Origin of the sequence: uncultured Campylobacter sp. (assembly GCF_938030145.1) — a bacterium.
Classification (GTDB): Bacteria; Campylobacterota; Campylobacteria; order Campylobacterales; family Campylobacteraceae; genus Campylobacter_B.
Genome location: NZ_CALHGM010000010.1, coordinates 17,011 through 34,815, shown reverse-complemented (window position 1 = coordinate 34,815; position 17,805 = coordinate 17,011). Strand labels below are relative to the sequence as shown.

The following is a 17,805-nucleotide window of genomic DNA, read 5'->3' as shown; positions in this document are numbered from 1 at the left end:
CTAAATAAGCATAGGTTTCCCACCATCCTTCTTGGAGTGAGAAGTAATGGTTAAATATTAGTAAATGTAACACAAGCGTTATACAAAAGCAAAAAGCAACCATTAAATTTTCTAAAATTTTAGTGTTAAACATATCTACCTCAAATCATTTAAAATTATTTTCGCGCTCTCGTCGAAAATTTTACCTTTCAGATGCGCTTTGCAAAATTCCACGATGAGCCCATGAAATAGTGCATACGTGCTGTTTTCGTTCTCCAGCTTATCTGCTTTTGCCGCCGCATCGCAGGGAAGATTAGCAGAATTTACAAACTCATAGATCCGCTCAAATTCTAGCTCGCCAAGCCACGCGCTAAGCTCATCGTAGCTTTCAAACTCATAGCCTAAAGCCCCAAGCAGGCGCGCCGAATAGCTGTCCGCAACCATCACCGCACGCTCGCACGCGTAGCACAAGATCGCATCGCAGCTCTCTGCGCCGATCCCTTTGCGCGCTAGCAGCCACTCGCGGCTAACGCCCGATTTAAAGCTCTCAAAATCCCCAAAATCCGCGATTATCGCTTTGCAAAGCAAGCTCAAGCGTCTCGCTTTTTGATTATAAAATCCGCTAACTTTAATGATCTCCGCAAGCTCCGCTTCGTCTAGCCCGGCGATGCTTTCTAAGCTCAAAAGCTCCTTGCTACGCAGGTTTTGCAGTGCCGCATCGGCATTGCGCCACGCCGTATTTTGGATCAAAATCGCCCCCACGACCACCTCAAAGCTTCCAAACGCGGGCCACCAGCGAAAATCCTTGATTTTCACGACGCGAAAAAGCGCGATAAAAAGCTCAGTCGCGCTCATCTCGTGCCTCCGAAATTTCTAGCATCGTTTCTAAAATTTCGCGCGGCGGCGGCGATTTTTTGCGTGTGCTCTAACACTGCGATAAAATTTACGCCAAATTTAAATTCGCACGCTGTATTCATCTGCCGCCACCTTTTAAATTTGCAAAAAATTCCTCGCTAAAGCTCAAGAAAAACTGCTTTGCCGCGCGGCCGCTTCGGCTTGCGCGAAGCATCGCAAACTCCCTCGCCTTTGCGTGCAGCTCGTCTAAATTTGCAGCAAAGCTCAGGCGAAATTCCGCCGCGTTCATGCCTTGCGCAGCCGCAAAGTAGGCATCTACGATCCCTAAATATTCCCGCATGCTCCCGCCGTAAAAGCTTAGCTGTAGCCCAAAGCGCTCGCTAAGGCTGATTCGCTCGTTCGCCGCGTCGCTTAGGTGCAGCTCGCCGCGGCTTATCTGCGCGGCGTCGTTATCGCTTGCACATTCGCCTACGATGTGGCGGCGGTTGGACGTTGCATACATCAGTACGTTGCGCGGCGCGCGCTCTAGTGAGCCTTCTAGCAGCGGCTTAAGGTGCTTGTAACCGCTCTCGCCAAGCTCAAAGCTCAAGTCGTCGCAAAAGATGATAAATTTAAAATTTATTTCTCGGATCGCGTCGATTATCTCCACGAGATAGCCCAGATCGTCCCTGCCGATCTCGATGATCTTAAGACCTTGCGGGATAAATTTATAAAAAACCGCCTTCGCAAGGCTTGATTTGCCGCAGCCGCTCTCGCCCCATAGTAGTGCGTGGTTGGCGCTGCAGCCGCGCAGGAAGGCGTCCGTATTTTTTATAAGAGCCGATTTTTGGCTCTCTAGCCCCACAAGCGCGTCAATATCCGTGAAATCGATATCACGGACGATCTTTAGCGCCTTTTTATTTGCGCGAAATACGGCGACCTGCACAGCGCGCCAATCAATCGCGCTAAAATCGCTAAAGTAAATTTGCTCGATAGAGCCGCTCTGGGCGCTTTTTAGGACGGCTTGCGGCGCTAAATTTAAACCGCTTGCCGCGTCTAAATTTAAATCTTCGCTTCTACTTTTGCTCGCGCTTTTTTTGATATTCTCATCGCAAGTTCGCATTTTTTAGCTCCCTTCGCAGATAGATTAAAATTTCGCTTATCACGTCGTCATCGTCGCGCGTCTGCGCCTTTAATCGCACCTTATCGCCGTTTGCAAGGGTGATTAAGATATTTTCGTCCATGCTCGAAATCACGCGCAAGCCAAGCTTCGTAGCCAAAACCTTAATCATCATCACGTCTATGAATTGCTTAGTGTAGATGTCCGCGCGCCCGAAGCGATCCTCGATCTCGCCGAAAATTTCAAGCACTTCGCTCGCCTCTGCGCACTTGCTAAGCCGCCTGTAAAGATCCAAGCGCAGGCGATCCTCTCTGATAAATTCCGAGTTCAAAAAGGCGTTTACGGAAATTTTAAGCTCCACGCTCGCAGCGGCGCTCTTTCTGCTTAGCAGCTTGCCGATCTCCTCTTCGAGCATCTTTAGATAAAGCGAGTAGCCGATCGCTTCGATATGCCCGCTCTGCGCCTCTCCGAGTAGGTTTCCGCCGCCGCGAATTTCAAGATCGTGATACGCTAGCACCGAGCCGCTACCCAAAAACGAGTTGCTCTCAAGCGCTACGAGCCGCTTTAGCGCGTCCTGCGTAAGAGCGGTTTTATCCTCGATCAAAAAATAGCAAAAGCCCTGTTTGTTGCTGCGCCCGACGCGGCCGCGCAGCTGGTGTAGATCGGCGATACCGAATTTATCCGCGTTTTCGACGATGATCGTATTTACGCGCGGCATGTGAATGCCGCTTTCTACGATGCTGGTGCAAAGCAGCAGATCGTATCCGCCCGCTACAAATTTTAAAATTTCATCCTCTGTAGTTTTAGCGTCGATCTTGGAGTGCAAAATTAGAATTTTAAGGCTCGGCAAAATTTCAAGCAGCTTCTTTTTGGAGCTTTGCATCGTCGCGATGTGGTTGTGGACGTAAAAAATCTGCCCGCCGCGTCGCAGCTCGCGCGAGATCGCCTCTTTTACGATCTTTTCATCCCACTGCTTGACGAAGGTGCGCACGTCCAAGCGGTCCTGCGGCGGGCTAAGCAGCGTGGAGTAGCTTTTAATCGAGCTTAGCGCCATATTCAGGCTGCGCGGTATCGGAGTGGCAGACATACTAAGCAGGTGTGAGGCGGCGCTTTTCTCTTTGAGCCGCTCCTTTTGCTTAACGCCGAATTTATGCTCCTCATCGATGATTATAAGCCCTAAATTTGCGAGGTTTAAATTTAAAAGTGAGTGCGTGCCGACCACGACGATCGCCTCGCCGCCTTGCAGGCGCTTTAAAATTTCGCTCTTTTGCCTCGCGCTGCTAAAGCGATCGAGCTTGAAAACAGGAATTTCAAACTCCCTAAAGCGCTCGCTAAGCGTGGCGTAATGCTGAGAGCTAAGCAGCGTAGTGGGTACGAAAAACAGCACCGAATGCCCGCTGCGAATGCAAGCAAAGATCGCATTCATCGCAACCTCGGTCTTTCCAAAGCCCACGTCGCCGCTAAGCAGGCGGTCCATCACCTTGCCGCTTTGCAGATCCGCCAAAATCGCACTCACCGCCTTTTGCTGATCGCTCGTGTAGCTAAAACCGCTTGCGCTTAAAAATTTCGCATAATCCGCGCTTTCGTTTTTGATGACGAGCCCTCGCACCAGCTCGCGTTTTGCCGCTAGCGCGATGATCTTTGAAGCGATCGCAAAGAGCTTTTCGCGCACTCGCTCCTTGATTTTTGAAAAGCTCGCCCTGCCCAGATGATCCAAGCTCACCGCGCCACCGCTTGCGACGTAGCGATCGATCTTATTTAGGTACTCGACCGGCAGTAGCAGCTTGTCGCCGCCCTCGTAGAGCAGGGATACGAACTCCTTGCTGCGCCCCATCACCTCTATGAGCTCAAGCCCGTTAAATTTAGCGATACCGTGATCTTCGTGAACGACAAAATCGCCCACGTTTAGCTCATCAAGCGCCAAGCTCGATCTTCGCACGCGCTTTTTAGGCGCCGCTTTGTTTAGCGAAAGGATGATCCGCTCGGCGCTTATTAAATTTACGACGAAATCCTCGCGTAAAATTTCGATATTGTTAAATCCGCTAAGATCAAACGGCGCGAGCAGAGCATCATTTCGCGCGATCAGCGTGATAGCCTCGCTGCGGTGGAATTCAAAAAATTCCTGCGACGGCGTCACGGCGAGGTCTTTAAATTTACGCGCCGCGGGCAGTACCTCGATCGCGTCTAAAAAATCCAAATTACGCTCGGAAAAAATTTCATCCTTTTTGATCTCGTGCAACAAGATGCAATCAAACGCGCTCGTGTAATCTACGAAGCCCTCGATGAACCAAAACCCGAGCGAGCCCAGATCGCGCGCTAGCGCATCGCTATCCGCGCGCGATATCTTTTCGCTCACGCTCTCAAACTCGTCCTCGCTTAAATTTGCCAAAAACGGCGCTATTTCGGTTTGCGCAAGTTCATCTTTTTCGCTTTTTTGCGTCGCGACGTCAAAGTGCCTGATGCTCTCGACCATCTCTCCGTCGAGCAGAATTCTAACCGCGCTTTCGCTCCCTACCGAAAAAATATCGATGATCTCGCCACGGAAGCTCACCTCGCCCATGCTTTCGACGATATCGCGCACGTCGTATCCAAGGCGTAAAATTTCCTCTTTCAGTTTGCTTAGGCTTAACTCGCTTCCAAATTTTATATTTAGCGGGCGCAGATGGCTTGCGGCGGGGAGTTTATTTAGGATCGTGCGGACGGGAGAGATTAAAATTTTTTTGCCGCTTGCTTTATAAAACGCGCTAAGAGCGGTGCTGATGCCAGCTAGCTCGCCCATGTAGCTGCGCAGATCCTCGCCGAAGCTCGCTCTAAAATCGGGCAAGCAAAAGGTCGCGTAGCCCATAAATTTTAGCACCTGCTCGCACGCCGCGGCTTCCTTTTCATCCTCGCAGATCAAAAGCTCTTTTTGGTTTTGCAAAAAGTATTCGTAAACCTCGGCTTGCATTATTTGAACCTTTCGATCTGGTGCTGCACGACGTTTGCGATCTCCTGCCACGATACGTTAGGCTCCAAGGTCGAGATATTTTTGAAATTCTGCGCGTTCCAGCTCATAAAATTTGCAGGATCAACGCTTTGAGCCAAAAACCTAACTTCGTAATGCAGGTGCGGGCCTGTGCTGTAGCCGGTGTTACCGCTATAACCGATGAGATCGCCCTTTTTAACCCAAGAACCGGGCGTTACGACCGCAGAGCTAAGGTGGCCGTAGCGGGTCTCAAAGCCATAATTGTGCGATAGAATCACTAAAATTCCATATCCGCTACCGCTGCCGCCTGCAAACTGCACGAAGCCCTCTGCCGTCGCAAACACCGGAGTGCCCTCGCTTGCTCGCAAGTCGATGCCGTGGTGCATCCTCGTAACGCCGCTGATTGGATGAGTGCGCATCCCAAAAGGGCTAGTGACGCCGCGATACTGCATCGGGAGTCCATTAGGCACAGCGCTAAGAATCGCGCTCGCCGTTTTTTCGCTAGCTGCGATATGCGCGCCGGAGCCCTTTTTGCGCTCCTTTTTCATCTCATTCATCGCAAGCATTACTTGGATATCACTATCCAGCCCGCCTCCATCGTCTTCGCGTCCGTCCAGCTTGGCAAGCACCTCCTCATTTTTGCCCTCAAGCGCGATATTTTGCTCTTTTAACGCGAGATTTTCGGCGTATAGGGTTTTGTTTAGCTCTTTTAAATTTGATCGGTCGCTCGCGAGTTTAAATATCGCAAAAAACAGAACAAGCAGAAAAATTACAAAAAACGCGGATAAAATTTTAAGCTGAAATCTAAAATTCTCGCCAAAATACAGCGTCTTGGTGCCAAAGTGATCGCTTAGGGTAAGTTTAGTTTTAGCCACGGCGCGCCTCAAGCCATAAAATAAAATTTTCTACCAAATGAAACGAGCCGAAAACCAAATACTCCTCGTCCGCTCTAAGCTCGCCACAAAACGGCGAATGTGGAATTTTAAGCGCGTCAAGCGCACGGGTTATCTCCTCTGCCGCCATTTCGCGATCCGCAACCTCGTAGTTAAAGATCTCCACGCGCTCCACTACAGGCGCCAAAGCCCGCAGCACCGCGACTACGTCCTTATCGGCAAAAGCGTTGTAAATCAGCACGATTTTTTTGCCCCCGTAGATTTCGGTAATTTCGCGGGCTACTTGCTGCGCCGCAAGCTCGTTGTGCCCGACGTCCACGCGTAAATTCGGCGCCAGAGTCTCCATCCTGCCGCGTAAATTTAGAGGCGGCAGCTGCGAAATTTCAAATTTCAAATTTAAAAATTTCATTGCGGCAAGCGCTAGAGCTAAATTTGAAATTTGAAATTTAGGTAGATTATTGTGCGCGCAAAACTCCGCGATCTGCGCTTGCTCGCTCTTGTTTAAAAGCTCTGCTGCAAACCTCAAATGAGTTCCTTTTTGCTCTGCGATCTGCCTTGCGATACGAAGCGGAACCTCGCTCATCTCGTCGCTTAAAATCGCTTCCTTATCCATCGTAATGAGCTTGGTGTGGGCGATCTGCTCTAGATTTTGTCCTAGCATGCCCAAATGATCAGTGCCGATCGGTGTGAAAAGCGACAGCGTGCGCCCAAAGCTCGACGTAGCATCAAACTCGCCGCCCATCCCCGCCTCGATCACGCAGTAATCGCAATCCCTAAAAAGCACTGCCGCCGCAAGCGTGAGATACTCGAAATACGACAGGCTATCTTTAAACTCCGCGGGCAAGCTCGCCTGCAAAAATTCATGCGCGCGCTGAAGCTGCGCGTCGCTAACGTCGCGTCCGATCGGCGCGGATTTGAAATTTTGCTTTGCAAGCTCGCTTGAGCTTTGATTTAAATTTGGCTTGCTTGGGCTATTTGAATCACAAATAAAATTTAGCTCGTCTGAGCCGCAGTTTAAATTTAAACACTGCTTTGAATTATGATCTAAATTTAGCTCGCGGGAATTTAAGCGCTTATCTGTCGGGCCCGCAAGATAGATGCGCTCGTTGAGCCTGAAAACGTGCGGGCTGGTGTAGTGCCCGACGTTAAAGCCCGCTTCGGCGATCGCGTTAGCCAAAAACCGCCCGGTGCTGCCCTTGCCGTTGGTGCCGATGATCTGAATGACGTTTTTAAGCGGAATTTTATCTTTAATGGCGGCATACGCCCGCGGGAAGCGCTCGTAGTCGATTTTTTTGTAATAAATCGGGCGATTTTGCAAAAATTCTTTAATGCTGCGCCCGCTCAAGTCTGAATCCCCTAATCGCAAGCGCCGAAATAAACTCGTCAAACGCCTGCGCAGAGGCATTTTCGATCGCCTTGTAGCGGTCCTTATCGCTAATGATCGAGCTCGTATCGTAGCTATTTTTGACTAGGCGACTAACTTTAAAATCGTAATCGCCAACGCAATCCTTGCTGAAAACCTCGCCGTTTTTAAGCTTAGTGCTAAAATTTACGATGAGATTTGCGCGGTAGCTAGTGACGTAGCCGAACTGATCGTATGAAAGCTCGCTAAAGCTTAGGCTTTTTATACTCGCTACTACGATCGTCTGCGCCGAGTTTTTATCCGCAAGGCTCATCCCTAGGCGCTGAACTATACCCTGCCTGATTGCATCTTTGATCGCGACGGTGTTTTGCGGATCAGTTTTGCTCATCATCACATCCACAAATACGCTTCCACTCATAGTCTCTTTCGCGATCCTTGAAACGGGCTTGTAGCCGCAGCCGATTAAAAAAATCAAACAAAAAACGGTTAAAATTTTCCTCATCTTCGCCTACTTTATCACCAAATTTACAAGCTTGTTTTTGACGTAAATTTCTTTTACGACGCTCTTGCCCTCTAGCCATTTGGCGCAATTCTGCTTCGCAAGGTTTAAAATTTCGCCCTCGCTTAGGCTCGCGCCCGCTTCGAACTCGGCGCGCTTTTTGCCGTTAATCGTGACGGCGAGTTTGATCGTATCGCTCTCAAAGACCTCTTCGCAAACTCGCAGCTCGCCGAAATTCCGCCTCTTAAACAGCTTCTCGCTAAGCTCGGCGCAGATGTGCGGCACGATAGGCTCAAGCAGACTTAAGATCACAAAGTAGCCCTCGGTGAATACGTCTTTGTCGCTCTGCGCGTTTAGAGCGTTTAGCGCCTCCATACACGCGGCGATTAGGGTGTTAAAAGCAAAGCTGCTCTCATAAACCTGCTGCGATTTCTTAAGCGCCTCGTAAACCTTGAGGCGGGCGTATTTTTCCTCTTTATTTAGGCTTGCGTGGTCGATCTGCGGAATTTTATCCGTAGCATAGGCGTTTTCGGCGCGATCGTAGAGGCGATTTAAAAATTTATACGCGCCCTCTACCGCGCTGTCGTTCCACTCAAGCTCCTTTTGCGGCGGTGCGGCAAAAAGTATAAAAAGTCTCGCCGTATCGGCGCCGTATCTCTCGATAATATCATCGGGATCGACGGTATTGCCCTTGCTTTTGCTCATCTTCGCGCCGTCTTTTAGCACCATACCCTGAGTTAGCAGCCGCTCAAACGGCTCGCTATCGCGCAGATAGCCTATGTCGCGAAGAGCCTTTTGGAAAAATCTCGCATACAAAAGGTGCAAAATCGCGTGCTCGATGCCGCCGATATATTGATCGACGTTCATCCAGTAATTCACGCTTTGCTCGTCAAACGCCCGCTGCTGCCACGTTCGCTCGTCGCTTGCGTAGCGCGCGAAATACCACGAGCTTTCAAAAAAGGTATCGAGCGTGTCGGTCTCGCGTACCGCGTCGCCGCCGCATTTAGGGCATTTACAAAACTTCCAGCTAGGATGCGCGTCGAGCGGATTGCCTTTGCCCGTAATCTTAATATCCTGCGGAAGCTCTACGGGCAGATTTGAAATTTCCTCGCTTACCAGCCCGCATTTTGAGCAGTGGATCATCGGGATCGGCGCGCCCCAGTAACGCTGGCGGCTCACTCCCCAATCGCGCAGTTTAAAATTTACCACGCGGCGTCCGAGCCCTAGCTCCTCAAATTTTGATATAACGGCGCTTTTTGCTTTCTCGCTATCCATGCCGCTAAATTCCGCGGAATTTATTAAAATTCCGGGCTCGACGTAAGCTTTGCTAGCGTCGTAATCGCCGCTTTTAGGAGCGATGCTTTGAATGATCGGCAGGTTAAATTTCTTTGCAAACTCAAAGTCTCGTTCGTCGTGCGCAGGCACAGCCATGACAGCGCCGCCACCGTATTCTGCCAAAACGAAATTCGCAGTCCAAACGGGGATTTTTTTGCCGCTTAGCGGATGAAGCACGCTGATTCCGAGGCTCACGCCGTCTTTATCACTTGCTTGGCGTTCCCGCGGGCTTTGATTTAAAATTTCTCTCACCTTCGCCGCAGCTTCGGCGTCAAGTAAATTATTATCCAAAAGTCTCTTTACGACCTCGTGCTCGGGCGCGACCGCCGCGTAGCTCATGCCGTAAATCGTATCGGGGCGCGTCGTAAAGACCTTAAAGCCCTCGATGCCGCCAAGTTTGGCTCTGCTTTGCTCGTCAAATTTAAAGCTAAATTCCAAACCCTCGCTGCGCCCGATCCAGTTTTCTTGCATCGTAAGCACCTGAGCGGGCCACTTGCCCTCAAGCTGCTTTAGGCAATCCAAAAGCTCCTGCGCGTAAGCGGTAATTTTTAGATAATATCCAGGCATCTGCTTTTGCACGACCTCGTTGCCGCAGCGCCAACACCGACCCTCCTCGACCTGCTCGTTGGCAAGCACTGTCTGATCGTGCTCGCACCAATTGACCACGGCGCTTTTTCTATAGATGAGCCCTTTTTCAAAAAGCTTGATGAAAAATTCCTGCTCCCAGCGCGTATAGAGCGGATCGGAGGTAGCGAGCATGCGACGAGCCGAAAAGCTAAAGCCTAGGCGGTGAAGCTCGTTTTTCATATAATCGATATTTTCGTAAGTCCAAGTTTTAGGGTGAATGCCGTGTTTGATCGCCGCATTTTCCGCAGGCATACCGAAGCTATCAAAGCCGATCGGCTGAAGCACGTTGTATCCGCGTAGTCTATAATAGCGGCTCAGCGCGTCGCCGATGCTGTAGTTTCGCACGTGCCCCATGTGGATGCGACCGCTTGGATAAGGAAACATCGAAAGGATATATTTTTTAGGCAGGCTATAATCGTCCTTAGGCTCGAAAACTCCCTCTTTATCCCAAATTTTCTGCCATTTAAGCTCAATACTTTTACTATCGTAAGGCATTCTGCGCTCCTAGAATTCGTCTTTAGTTTTTGCCGATTCGATCGCTATTAAAATTAGCGAGAAAAAGTTTGCAAGTAGCGCGCCGATGGCAAGCGAGGTCACGATCGACAGATCTCCCGGAGCTACTACAATCAAAACGAACGCCGGTATGAGATGCAGATCCGCAACGAGCGAGCTTGCAAAAAGCTCAGCTGCTAGCATATTTCGCACGCCTACTTTCAAAAGCGTCGAGACTGCATTCACGCTGGTTGCTATGAAAAGTAAAATTTCATTCTTCTCATACAAAAACCCGCCTATCGTAGTCATACTCATAAGCGCAAAAAATATGTAAATTACCCTTCCCCAGTTCATCTTTTATCCTTACACCGTGCCTTTTTCATACATGGCGCGATTCTTTTCTTTCTCTTTGATACGGCGCTGTTTTTCAGCCAAAAATGCGCGGTATTTCTCGACGTTAAATTTAAACAAAATCAGCATCGGAGCAGCTACAAATACGGAGCTGAATGTTCCTGCTATGACGCCTATTAGCATCACGAAGCTAAAGCCGTGTATCATCTCTCCGCCCCAGACGAATAAAATCACGATGACGATGAGAGTCGTAAGCGAAGTAAGCAACGTGCGCGATAGCGTATGAGAGATTGATTCGTTTATAACCTCGTCAAGCTTAATCGATTTACTATCTTTTACACCCTCTCGAATTCTATCGAAAACAACGATAGTATCGTTAAGCGAGTAGCCCATTATGGTTAGTAGTGCGGCTAAAATTTCAAGGTTGAAATCCACGCCGGCTAAAATCATCGCACCTACGGCAACTACGACGTCGTGCAGATCCGATAGCACTGCGGCGACCGCAAATCTCCACTCAAACCGCAGGGTGATATAAACCAAAATGAGCGCAAACGACACACATACCGCTAAAATTCCGTTTGTGCGAAGCTCTTCGCCAACTTTAGGACCTACGATATCGACCTTGCGAATGTCGAAGTTTCCACTGCCTTGCAAAATTTTTTGCGCCGCTAAGGCGGGATTATCACCCAGTTCGCTCGCAGCGCCTGAATATCTAATCGTAACTTCTTGATCGCTACCAAATTCCGTCACGTTGATATTACCTAAATTTGCCGCTTCGAAGCGCTTTCTGATCTCATCAAGCGGCGCTTTGGCGTCGTATTTAACCTGAATGAGCGTACCGCCGCTAAAATCGATACCGTAATTAATGCCCTTAATGAAAAACAGCGCAATAGAGCCTATTATCAAAACAGCAGAAAGCGCGAAGGTAAAATATCTAAATTTCATAAAATCATAAATTTTACCCTTATCGAACACTTGCATTTGCGCCTCCTCTTACTTTATAACCGAGCCAAAGCGCGGTATTTTTGCTTTTTTCCATCTTATCTATTACTAGCTCAAACATTCCGTGAGTGCCTAAAATAGCCGTTATCATCGACGCTACGATACCGATACTCATCGTGACGGCAAAGCCCTTCACTGGACCCGTGCCGTAAGCATAAAGCGCAGCAGAAGTAATTAACGTAGTGATATTTGAATCCACGATCGCGCTCATCGCATTTTCATAGCCTTTATTTATACTTTGGCGGATTGAAACTCCCGTCCTTAGCACCTCTCTAACGCGCTCGTTAATGATGACGTTCGCATCCACGGCCATTCCGATAGTTAGTACGATTCCAGCCATTCCAGGAAGCGTTAACGTTGCACCAAAAAGCGCCATACAAGCGATCAAAAATAAAATATTGACTACAAGCGCGATATCGGCAAAAAGCCCCGCTACGCCGTAGTATAAAATCATAAAGATCAAAATCGCAACCGCTGCAAGACTAAGCGCTGCCATACTTTTATCGATACTATCTTGTCCTAGGCTAGGACCGATACTGCGAGTTTCGGATACTTTGACCGGAGCCAAAAGCGCGCCGCTTCTAAGCGCGATCGCTACGTCGTGCGCCTCCTCGACGCTAAATCCACCGCTGATCTGACCGCTGCCGCCGCCGATACGCTCGTTTATGCGCGGTGCGGAGTAAACCTTGCCATCAAGTACGATAGCTAGACGCTTGCCGACGTTTTTGCCGGTAAAATCGCCAAAAATTTGAGCGCCTTGAGAGTTTAGCGTAAAATTTATGATCGGCTGGTTGGTGTGCTGATCGAAAGCGACCTTCGCATCAACTAGCATCGCGCCATCAAGCACCGGAATTTCGTTTATGAGATACTTGTAATTCGGATTTTTAACGTCCGGGTAGATCACGTCGCCGTAAGCTCTGGCATCCGCTGCGCTGATAGTCTGCGCGCGGTCTTGGCGTACGTCGTCCACCGCCATAAGCTGCAAGTGAGCCGCTTTGGCGATCAGATCCTTGGCGCGTTGCTCATCCGCTGCACTTTTGACACCCGGAAGCTCAACCAAAATATAGCTCTCGCCCTGCTTTGCTACCGTCGGCTCCGCAAGTCCGAATTGATCCAAACGGTTGCGGATAGTTTCTACGGCCTGTTCGATCGCGTACTTTTTAGTCGCTTCGACCTCCTCCGGCGTTAGCGTGACGCGGTATTTTTCGCCAGATTTTTGAATGTCTAATCCGCTTGCCGCACTATGCAAAATTGCATCAAATTTAGAAGCCTCGTCCGCGTCTAAAATTTCAAACTCGAACGAATCACCTTCCAATTTTAGCCCGTCCATCAGCAGATCATCGCGCTTGGCGGCGTAATTGACGCTCGCAGCGATCGATTTGATCTTTGAAACGACCGCCTCGTCGCTTTGAACTTCCAAAAGCATATGTAGGCCGCCTTGCAGATCCAAACCCAAGTTTATCTTGCTTCCCTTTTCGGTCTGAAAGATCGAAGGCGCGGCAAAAATCGCCGAAAAAATAACCGCAGCCAAAAAGATCAGCAGACGGTATGAAATTTTACTGCTCATCTAATTTTCTTGCCACAAATTGTTTATCCAGCTCAACCATGACCTCATCGTTAAGCTTAACTGTGATAAAATCATTGTTTGTTTTCACGACCGTGCATTTTATGCCACCGCTAGTTATGATCTTATCGCCTTTGCCGAGCGCATCGACCATCGCTTTATGATCCTTGGCCTGCTTTTGCTGCGGTCTGATAATCAAAAAATACATAATCGCAAAGATTACGACGATAGGCAGGATTGATGCAAAGAAGTTTCCTTGTTCCATGTGTTTCCTTCATTAGAAATTTAAAAAGTAGCTATTTTACATTAAGTTACATAAATAAAGGCTTTGTTCTTGCTCTTGCGCTTTCAAATTTTATTTTCGTAGAAATTTTAAGCTCTAAATTTGACGGCTTAGGCGCTCTGGCGGCGGAATTTTTCTCGCCTCTAATTGCGATAGCAGCACTTTTTTATCTACTAAAAGCAAGCAAGGCGGAGTGGTTTTGGTGCGGATTTTTTATCGGCGCACTGTGGATGCACTGGATCAGCTTCAGCCTGATCTATTTCAATCTTGCGTTTCTGATCCCGCTTGAAATTCTTGGAATTTGTCTCGTTTATGCCTTTATTTTCCGCATCTTTGCGATCTTTGACGCGCCCGTTTTGCGCGCTGCGTGTCTTTTAGCGCTGAAATTTATCCACCCTTTCGGCTTTGATTGGCTAAATTTTGAACTGCTGCTAAGCCATGGAATTTTCAGAGCCGATCTTAGCGCGCTGGCTCTGATTTTAGCGGGGCTTTGCGCGGTTTTGTATCTACGGGGGTGCGGTGCGGCGGCTAAGCTTAACGCCCTAATTTTCACGGCGTTTTTGATCTGCGCATTGCAATTCAGCCAAAAAGAGCCCGAGCCACTACCGATTAAAATTTCACTCGCAAACACCGATATTTCGCAGCATGACATCTGGGCAAAAGATAAAATTTTATCCGCCGCGTTGGCAAATTTGGCCCGCATAGACGATGCGATCGCAGAGGGACAAGACGCGATAATTTTGCCCGAGAGTGCCTTTGCGATGCCGCTAAATTTAGAAAATGCGCTAGTTGAAGCTCTAAAGGAAAAATCGCGCGCAATTACTATCGTAGCGGGCGCGGAAGCGTATGAGGACGGGAAATTTTACAACAGCGCCTATCTTTTTGCGAACGGGGAAATGAAGCGCTTCGATAAGCACATTTTGGTGCCGTTTGGCGAAATGGTGCCGCTGCCGGAATTTGCGCGAAATTTTATCAACCGCGTGCTGTTAGGCGGCGCGACCGATTTTTCCACAGCTAGCGGCTTTAGCGACTACGAGCTTGGCGGGCGAAGCGTAAGAAGCGCCGTTTGCTACGAGGCTACGCGCGCAGAGCTTTACGAGGGCTCGCCCAAATACGTCGTAGCGATCAGCAATAACGGCTGGTTCGTGCCGAGCTACGAGCCCTATTTGCAGCGCCTCATAATCCGCTACTACGCGAGCTTGCACGGCACATTGATCTATCACGCCGTAAACGGCAGCGCTAGCGAGATAATCGCTCCGAAAAAGATCTGGATAAACCGCCTTAAAGATCATCTAAAATAGCCTAAAAAGTTATTTTTAAACGACTTTTGGGTAATATTTTAAAATTTTATTAGGAGCTAAATTTATGGCTAAATACAATCGCATACTCGTAAAATTTTCGGGTGAAGCGCTAGCGGGAGAGAACGGCTTTGGGATTGACAGCGAAATTTTAAAATTTATCGCTAAAGAGATCAAGCAGCTCGTAGAAGGCGGCATCGAAGTAGGCATCGTAATCGGCGGCGGCAATATCATAAGAGGCGTAAGCGCCGCAGCTAGCGGTATCATCAAACGCACCAGCGGCGATCATATGGGTATGCTAGCGACCGTCATCAACGCAATCGCGATGAGAGAGGCGCTAGAATACGCAGGCATGGATGTGCGTGTGCAAAGCGCTATAAAGATGGAAGCGATCTGCGAGACCTTCATCATCGGCCGCGCTAAAAGGCACCTCGAAAAAGGCCGCGTCGTGATCTTTGCCGCGGGCACGGGAAATCCATTCTTCACGACCGATACTGCGGGCACTCTCCGCGCGATCGAGATCGGAGCCGACGCTATCATAAAAGCAACCAAGGTAATGGGGATCTACGATAAGGATCCGCAAAAATTTAAAGACGCCAAATTGCTTTCCAAAGTCACTTACGATCAAGCCCTGCACGACAACATCAGGGTGATGGACGATACGGCTATCGCGCTTGCTAAGGATAATGCGCTTCCGATCATCGTGTGCAATATGTTTAAGAGCGGAAATTTATACAAAATCGTCGATGGCGGAGATCTAAGCTCCTGCTCGATCGTAAAAAACTAAAATTTTAAATTTAAGGAGAATTGATGAGAACCGAACAAATAGTAGCCAAGGCTTTAAAAGTAACGGGCGGAGATAGATATAAGCTATCTTTGATGATAAGCAAACGCGCCGAGCAGCTAGCTGCAGGTGAACCACCGTTAATAGATAACGTAGATACTCGCAGGATGAAATTTGCCGATATAGCAATCTTGGAACTAGCCGAAGGTAAGATCGCATTAGATGGAATCGTTGACAAGGATTAATGATAACTTCTTAGAAAGTCTCATCGACGATGTCGCCGATACCAAAGACATTCAAAGCGCCAAGCAGCTGCTTTATAATCTAAAAGAGCCCACTCCGTTACTGGTGGATGCTATAAATTTATGCATCGCTCAGCACGACGGGCAGTTTCGCAAAAGCGGCGAGCCGTATGCGATCCATCCGATTTTGGTAGCCTGCTTCGTATCTTTTATGGGTGGAGACGACGCAATGGTGATATCTGCGCTACTACACGACGTAGTAGAGGATACAGATTACAGCATCGAGCAGGTTAGACAAAGATTCGGCGACGAAGTAGCCAAAATCGTAGAAGGGCTTACTAAAATCGTAAACATCAGAGAGGATAAATTAGCTCCATCCGGCGATAGTAACGCCAAGCTTCGCACCACCGCACTTACCTTCCGCAGGATGCTGATGATCTCCATTAACGATCAGCGCGTCCTAGTCGTCAAGCTCTGCGATAGGCTACACAATATGCTAACCCTAGACGCACTCCGCCCCGATAAGCAAAAACGTATCGGCGAGGAGACGCTTTTGGTTTACGCGCCGATCGCGCACAGGCTTGGAATTTCATCGATCAAAAACGTGCTTGAGGATCTTAGCTTCAAATACGTTATGCCTAAAGAGTACTCGGCGATCGCCGATTACGTCGAGGAGCATAAGCAGCAGCTTCAGATGAATCTTAGTAAATTTAGCGAAAAGATCAAGGAGTATATGCTCTCAAACGGCTTTAATGAGGGTGGCTTCGATATCCAGAAGCGAATGAAACACTACTACTCGATCTTTTTAAAGATGCAGCGCAAAGGAATTTCGATCGAGGAGGTGCTCGATCTTTTAGCCATTCGCATCATCGTGCAAAAGCCGATGGATTGCTACTTGGCTTTGGGTATAATCCATACTAAATTTAATCCGCTCATATCGCGCTTTAAGGATTATATCGCGCTACCGAAGCAAAACGGATATCAGACGATCCACACGACCGTTTTTAACGAAAGTATGATCGTAGAGGTGCAGATCCGCACCTTCGATATGCATAATACCGCGGAATTCGGCGTCGCTGCGCACTGGAAATATAAATATAGCGGCTCGATCAATCCGAAGCTCGATTGGCTAAACGACATCGGCATGCAGGAAGAGGACGACGCAAATGCCGAGGATCTTTACGAATACGCCAAAGATAGCCTCTACGTCGAGGATATCGCTGTGTATTCTCCCAAGGGCGGAATTTTTACGTTGCCGCGCGGCGCCACGGCGCTTGATTACGCCTACGAGATACACTCTCAAGTGGGCTTAAAAGCGACCGAGGCCTTTATAAACCGCGTCAAAGTGCCGCTGCTAACGGAGCTTAAAAACGGCGACATCGTCCATATCATCACCGGAAGCGAGCCGCACTACCGCTGCAGTTGGCTAAGCTCGGTCAAAACCGGCAAGGCGCGCGCGACGATAAAGGCGTTTTGCAAGCAAAAGATCAGAGATATAAATTTTGAAGTAGCGATTAAAATTTTATGCGCGATCTTTACGACGAGCAAGGAGAGCATTCTAAGCTGGCTTGAAAAAGAAAATTTAAGCAAAAAGATCGGCAAAGCTGCCTACGACTCGGTATTTTTAAAAGACGTCGTAAACGCGCTGAAAAAATACCCGCTCAAAGAGAAATTTTTCAATATGAAATTTCGCAGCAAGTATGAGATCGAGAAGCAAAAATTTGACAACATCGTGGTGTATTCAAATTTTAAAATCGACGAGGTTGAGTTTGATTACTGCTGCAACCCAAAGCGCGGCGACGACATCATCGGCTTTCGCAACGGACACGGCGTAACGGTGCATCATAAGCTGTGCGAACGTGCAAGCGAGCTAATCAAAACCGATGAGATGATCTTCGTAAAATGGACGCGTAATGCGCCGCACCGCTACAAGATCATATTAAATTTAGAAAACAAGCGCGGCTCGCTGGCGACGTTTTTGAACTATTTAGTCAAGCTCGAGGTCGATCTGGTGTCGATAAGCCTCAACGAAAATAGCGAAACGACGTCAGATTATTTTGAGATCATCATCGAGCTAAATGAAAATTTAGACTCCACGGAGATTAAAGATAAACTCAAAAACCGCTTTAAAATCGTGGATTTCGTATCGCTTACGGACGTATATAAAAACTAAA

16 protein-coding genes are annotated in these 17,805 nt (G+C 48.5%); 4 read left to right on the top strand and 12 right to left on the bottom strand.

Annotated elements, in window-relative coordinates; all coding sequences use genetic code 11:
* Positions 1-135: 135 nt before the first annotated feature.
* From Q0323_RS03120 to yajC, 12 genes are read right to left on the bottom strand one after another with little or no spacing between them, the layout of a single operon-like run.
* Positions 136-834 (bottom strand): 3-methyladenine DNA glycosylase, encoded by a 699-nt coding sequence (locus Q0323_RS03120; protein WP_298051361.1) that lies wholly within the window; start codon positions 832-834, stop codon positions 136-138.
* Entirely contained in the window at positions 831-956 is a 126-nt protein-coding gene (locus Q0323_RS03115; protein WP_298051359.1) for a hypothetical protein, read from the bottom strand. Before Q0323_RS03115 ends, Q0323_RS03120 begins: the two co-directional genes overlap by 4 nt.
* Positions 953-1,936: an ATP-binding protein gene (locus Q0323_RS03110; protein WP_298051356.1), complete on the bottom strand. Its 984-nt coding sequence runs from the start codon at positions 1,934-1,936 to the stop codon at positions 953-955. Before Q0323_RS03110 ends, Q0323_RS03115 begins: the two co-directional genes overlap by 4 nt.
* The gene (locus tag Q0323_RS03105; RefSeq protein WP_298051354.1) at positions 1,920-4,880 is read right to left on the bottom strand and encodes a DEAD/DEAH box helicase; all 2,961 of its coding nucleotides are present in this window, start codon (positions 4,878-4,880) and stop codon (positions 1,920-1,922) included. The genes Q0323_RS03110 and Q0323_RS03105 overlap by 17 nt, the downstream gene beginning before the upstream one ends.
* Complete coding sequence (locus Q0323_RS03100) at positions 4,880-5,773, bottom strand: M23 family metallopeptidase (RefSeq protein ID WP_298051352.1); 894 nt, start codon at positions 5,771-5,773, stop codon at positions 4,880-4,882. The genes Q0323_RS03105 and Q0323_RS03100 overlap by 1 nt, the downstream gene beginning before the upstream one ends.
* On the bottom strand, positions 5,766-7,136 hold the full coding sequence (locus tag Q0323_RS03095) for a bifunctional folylpolyglutamate synthase/dihydrofolate synthase (protein WP_298051350.1): 1,371 nt from the start codon (positions 7,134-7,136) through the stop codon (positions 5,766-5,768). Before Q0323_RS03095 ends, Q0323_RS03100 begins: the two co-directional genes overlap by 8 nt.
* On the bottom strand, positions 7,117-7,656 hold the full coding sequence (gene lptE / locus Q0323_RS03090) for an LPS assembly lipoprotein LptE (RefSeq protein WP_298051348.1): 540 nt from the start codon (positions 7,654-7,656) through the stop codon (positions 7,117-7,119). The genes Q0323_RS03095 and lptE overlap by 20 nt, the downstream gene beginning before the upstream one ends.
* A gap of 6 nt (positions 7,657-7,662) precedes the next feature.
* Complete coding sequence (leuS, locus tag Q0323_RS03085; protein WP_298051345.1) at positions 7,663-10,110, bottom strand: leucine--tRNA ligase; 2,448 nt, start codon at positions 10,108-10,110, stop codon at positions 7,663-7,665.
* A 9-nt stretch (positions 10,111-10,119) separates the two neighbouring features.
* Positions 10,120-10,461, bottom strand: a complete 342-nt coding sequence (locus Q0323_RS03080) for a DUF6394 family protein (RefSeq protein ID WP_005872279.1) — start codon at positions 10,459-10,461, stop codon at positions 10,120-10,122.
* A 9-nt stretch (positions 10,462-10,470) separates the two neighbouring features.
* Positions 10,471-11,439 (bottom strand): protein translocase subunit SecF, encoded by a 969-nt coding sequence (gene secF, locus Q0323_RS03075; protein WP_297902803.1) that lies wholly within the window; start codon positions 11,437-11,439, stop codon positions 10,471-10,473.
* Entirely contained in the window at positions 11,423-13,027 is a 1,605-nt protein-coding gene (gene secD, locus Q0323_RS03070; protein ID WP_298051343.1) for a protein translocase subunit SecD, read from the bottom strand. The genes secF and secD overlap by 17 nt, the downstream gene beginning before the upstream one ends.
* Positions 13,017-13,289, bottom strand: coding sequence for a preprotein translocase subunit YajC (gene yajC, locus Q0323_RS03065; RefSeq protein WP_005872282.1), 273 nt, complete (start codon positions 13,287-13,289; stop codon positions 13,017-13,019). The genes secD and yajC overlap by 11 nt, the downstream gene beginning before the upstream one ends.
* On the opposite strand from yajC, the gene Q0323_RS03060 reads away from it, so the two are divergent.
* The 4 genes from Q0323_RS03060 (at position 13,265) to Q0323_RS03045 (ending at position 17,804) form a co-directional block, all read left to right on the top strand.
* On the top strand, positions 13,265-14,608 hold the full coding sequence (locus Q0323_RS03060) for an apolipoprotein N-acyltransferase (RefSeq protein ID WP_298051340.1): 1,344 nt from the start codon (positions 13,265-13,267) through the stop codon (positions 14,606-14,608). The two genes, yajC and Q0323_RS03060, sit on opposite strands and share 25 nt — an antisense overlap.
* A 64-nt stretch (positions 14,609-14,672) precedes the next feature.
* Entirely contained in the window at positions 14,673-15,392 is a 720-nt protein-coding gene (gene pyrH, locus Q0323_RS03055) for a UMP kinase (protein WP_005872284.1), read from the top strand.
* Between the two features lie 23 nt (positions 15,393-15,415).
* Positions 15,416-15,634 carry a DNA-directed RNA polymerase subunit omega gene (locus Q0323_RS03050; RefSeq protein ID WP_005872285.1) on the top strand — a complete coding sequence of 73 codons (219 nt, stop codon included), beginning with the start codon at positions 15,416-15,418 and terminating at the stop codon, positions 15,632-15,634.
* The gene (locus tag Q0323_RS03045) at positions 15,612-17,804 is read left to right on the top strand and encodes a RelA/SpoT family protein (protein ID WP_298051338.1); all 2,193 of its coding nucleotides are present in this window, start codon (positions 15,612-15,614) and stop codon (positions 17,802-17,804) included. The genes Q0323_RS03050 and Q0323_RS03045 overlap by 23 nt, the downstream gene beginning before the upstream one ends.
* Position 17,805: the final 1 nt, after the last annotated feature.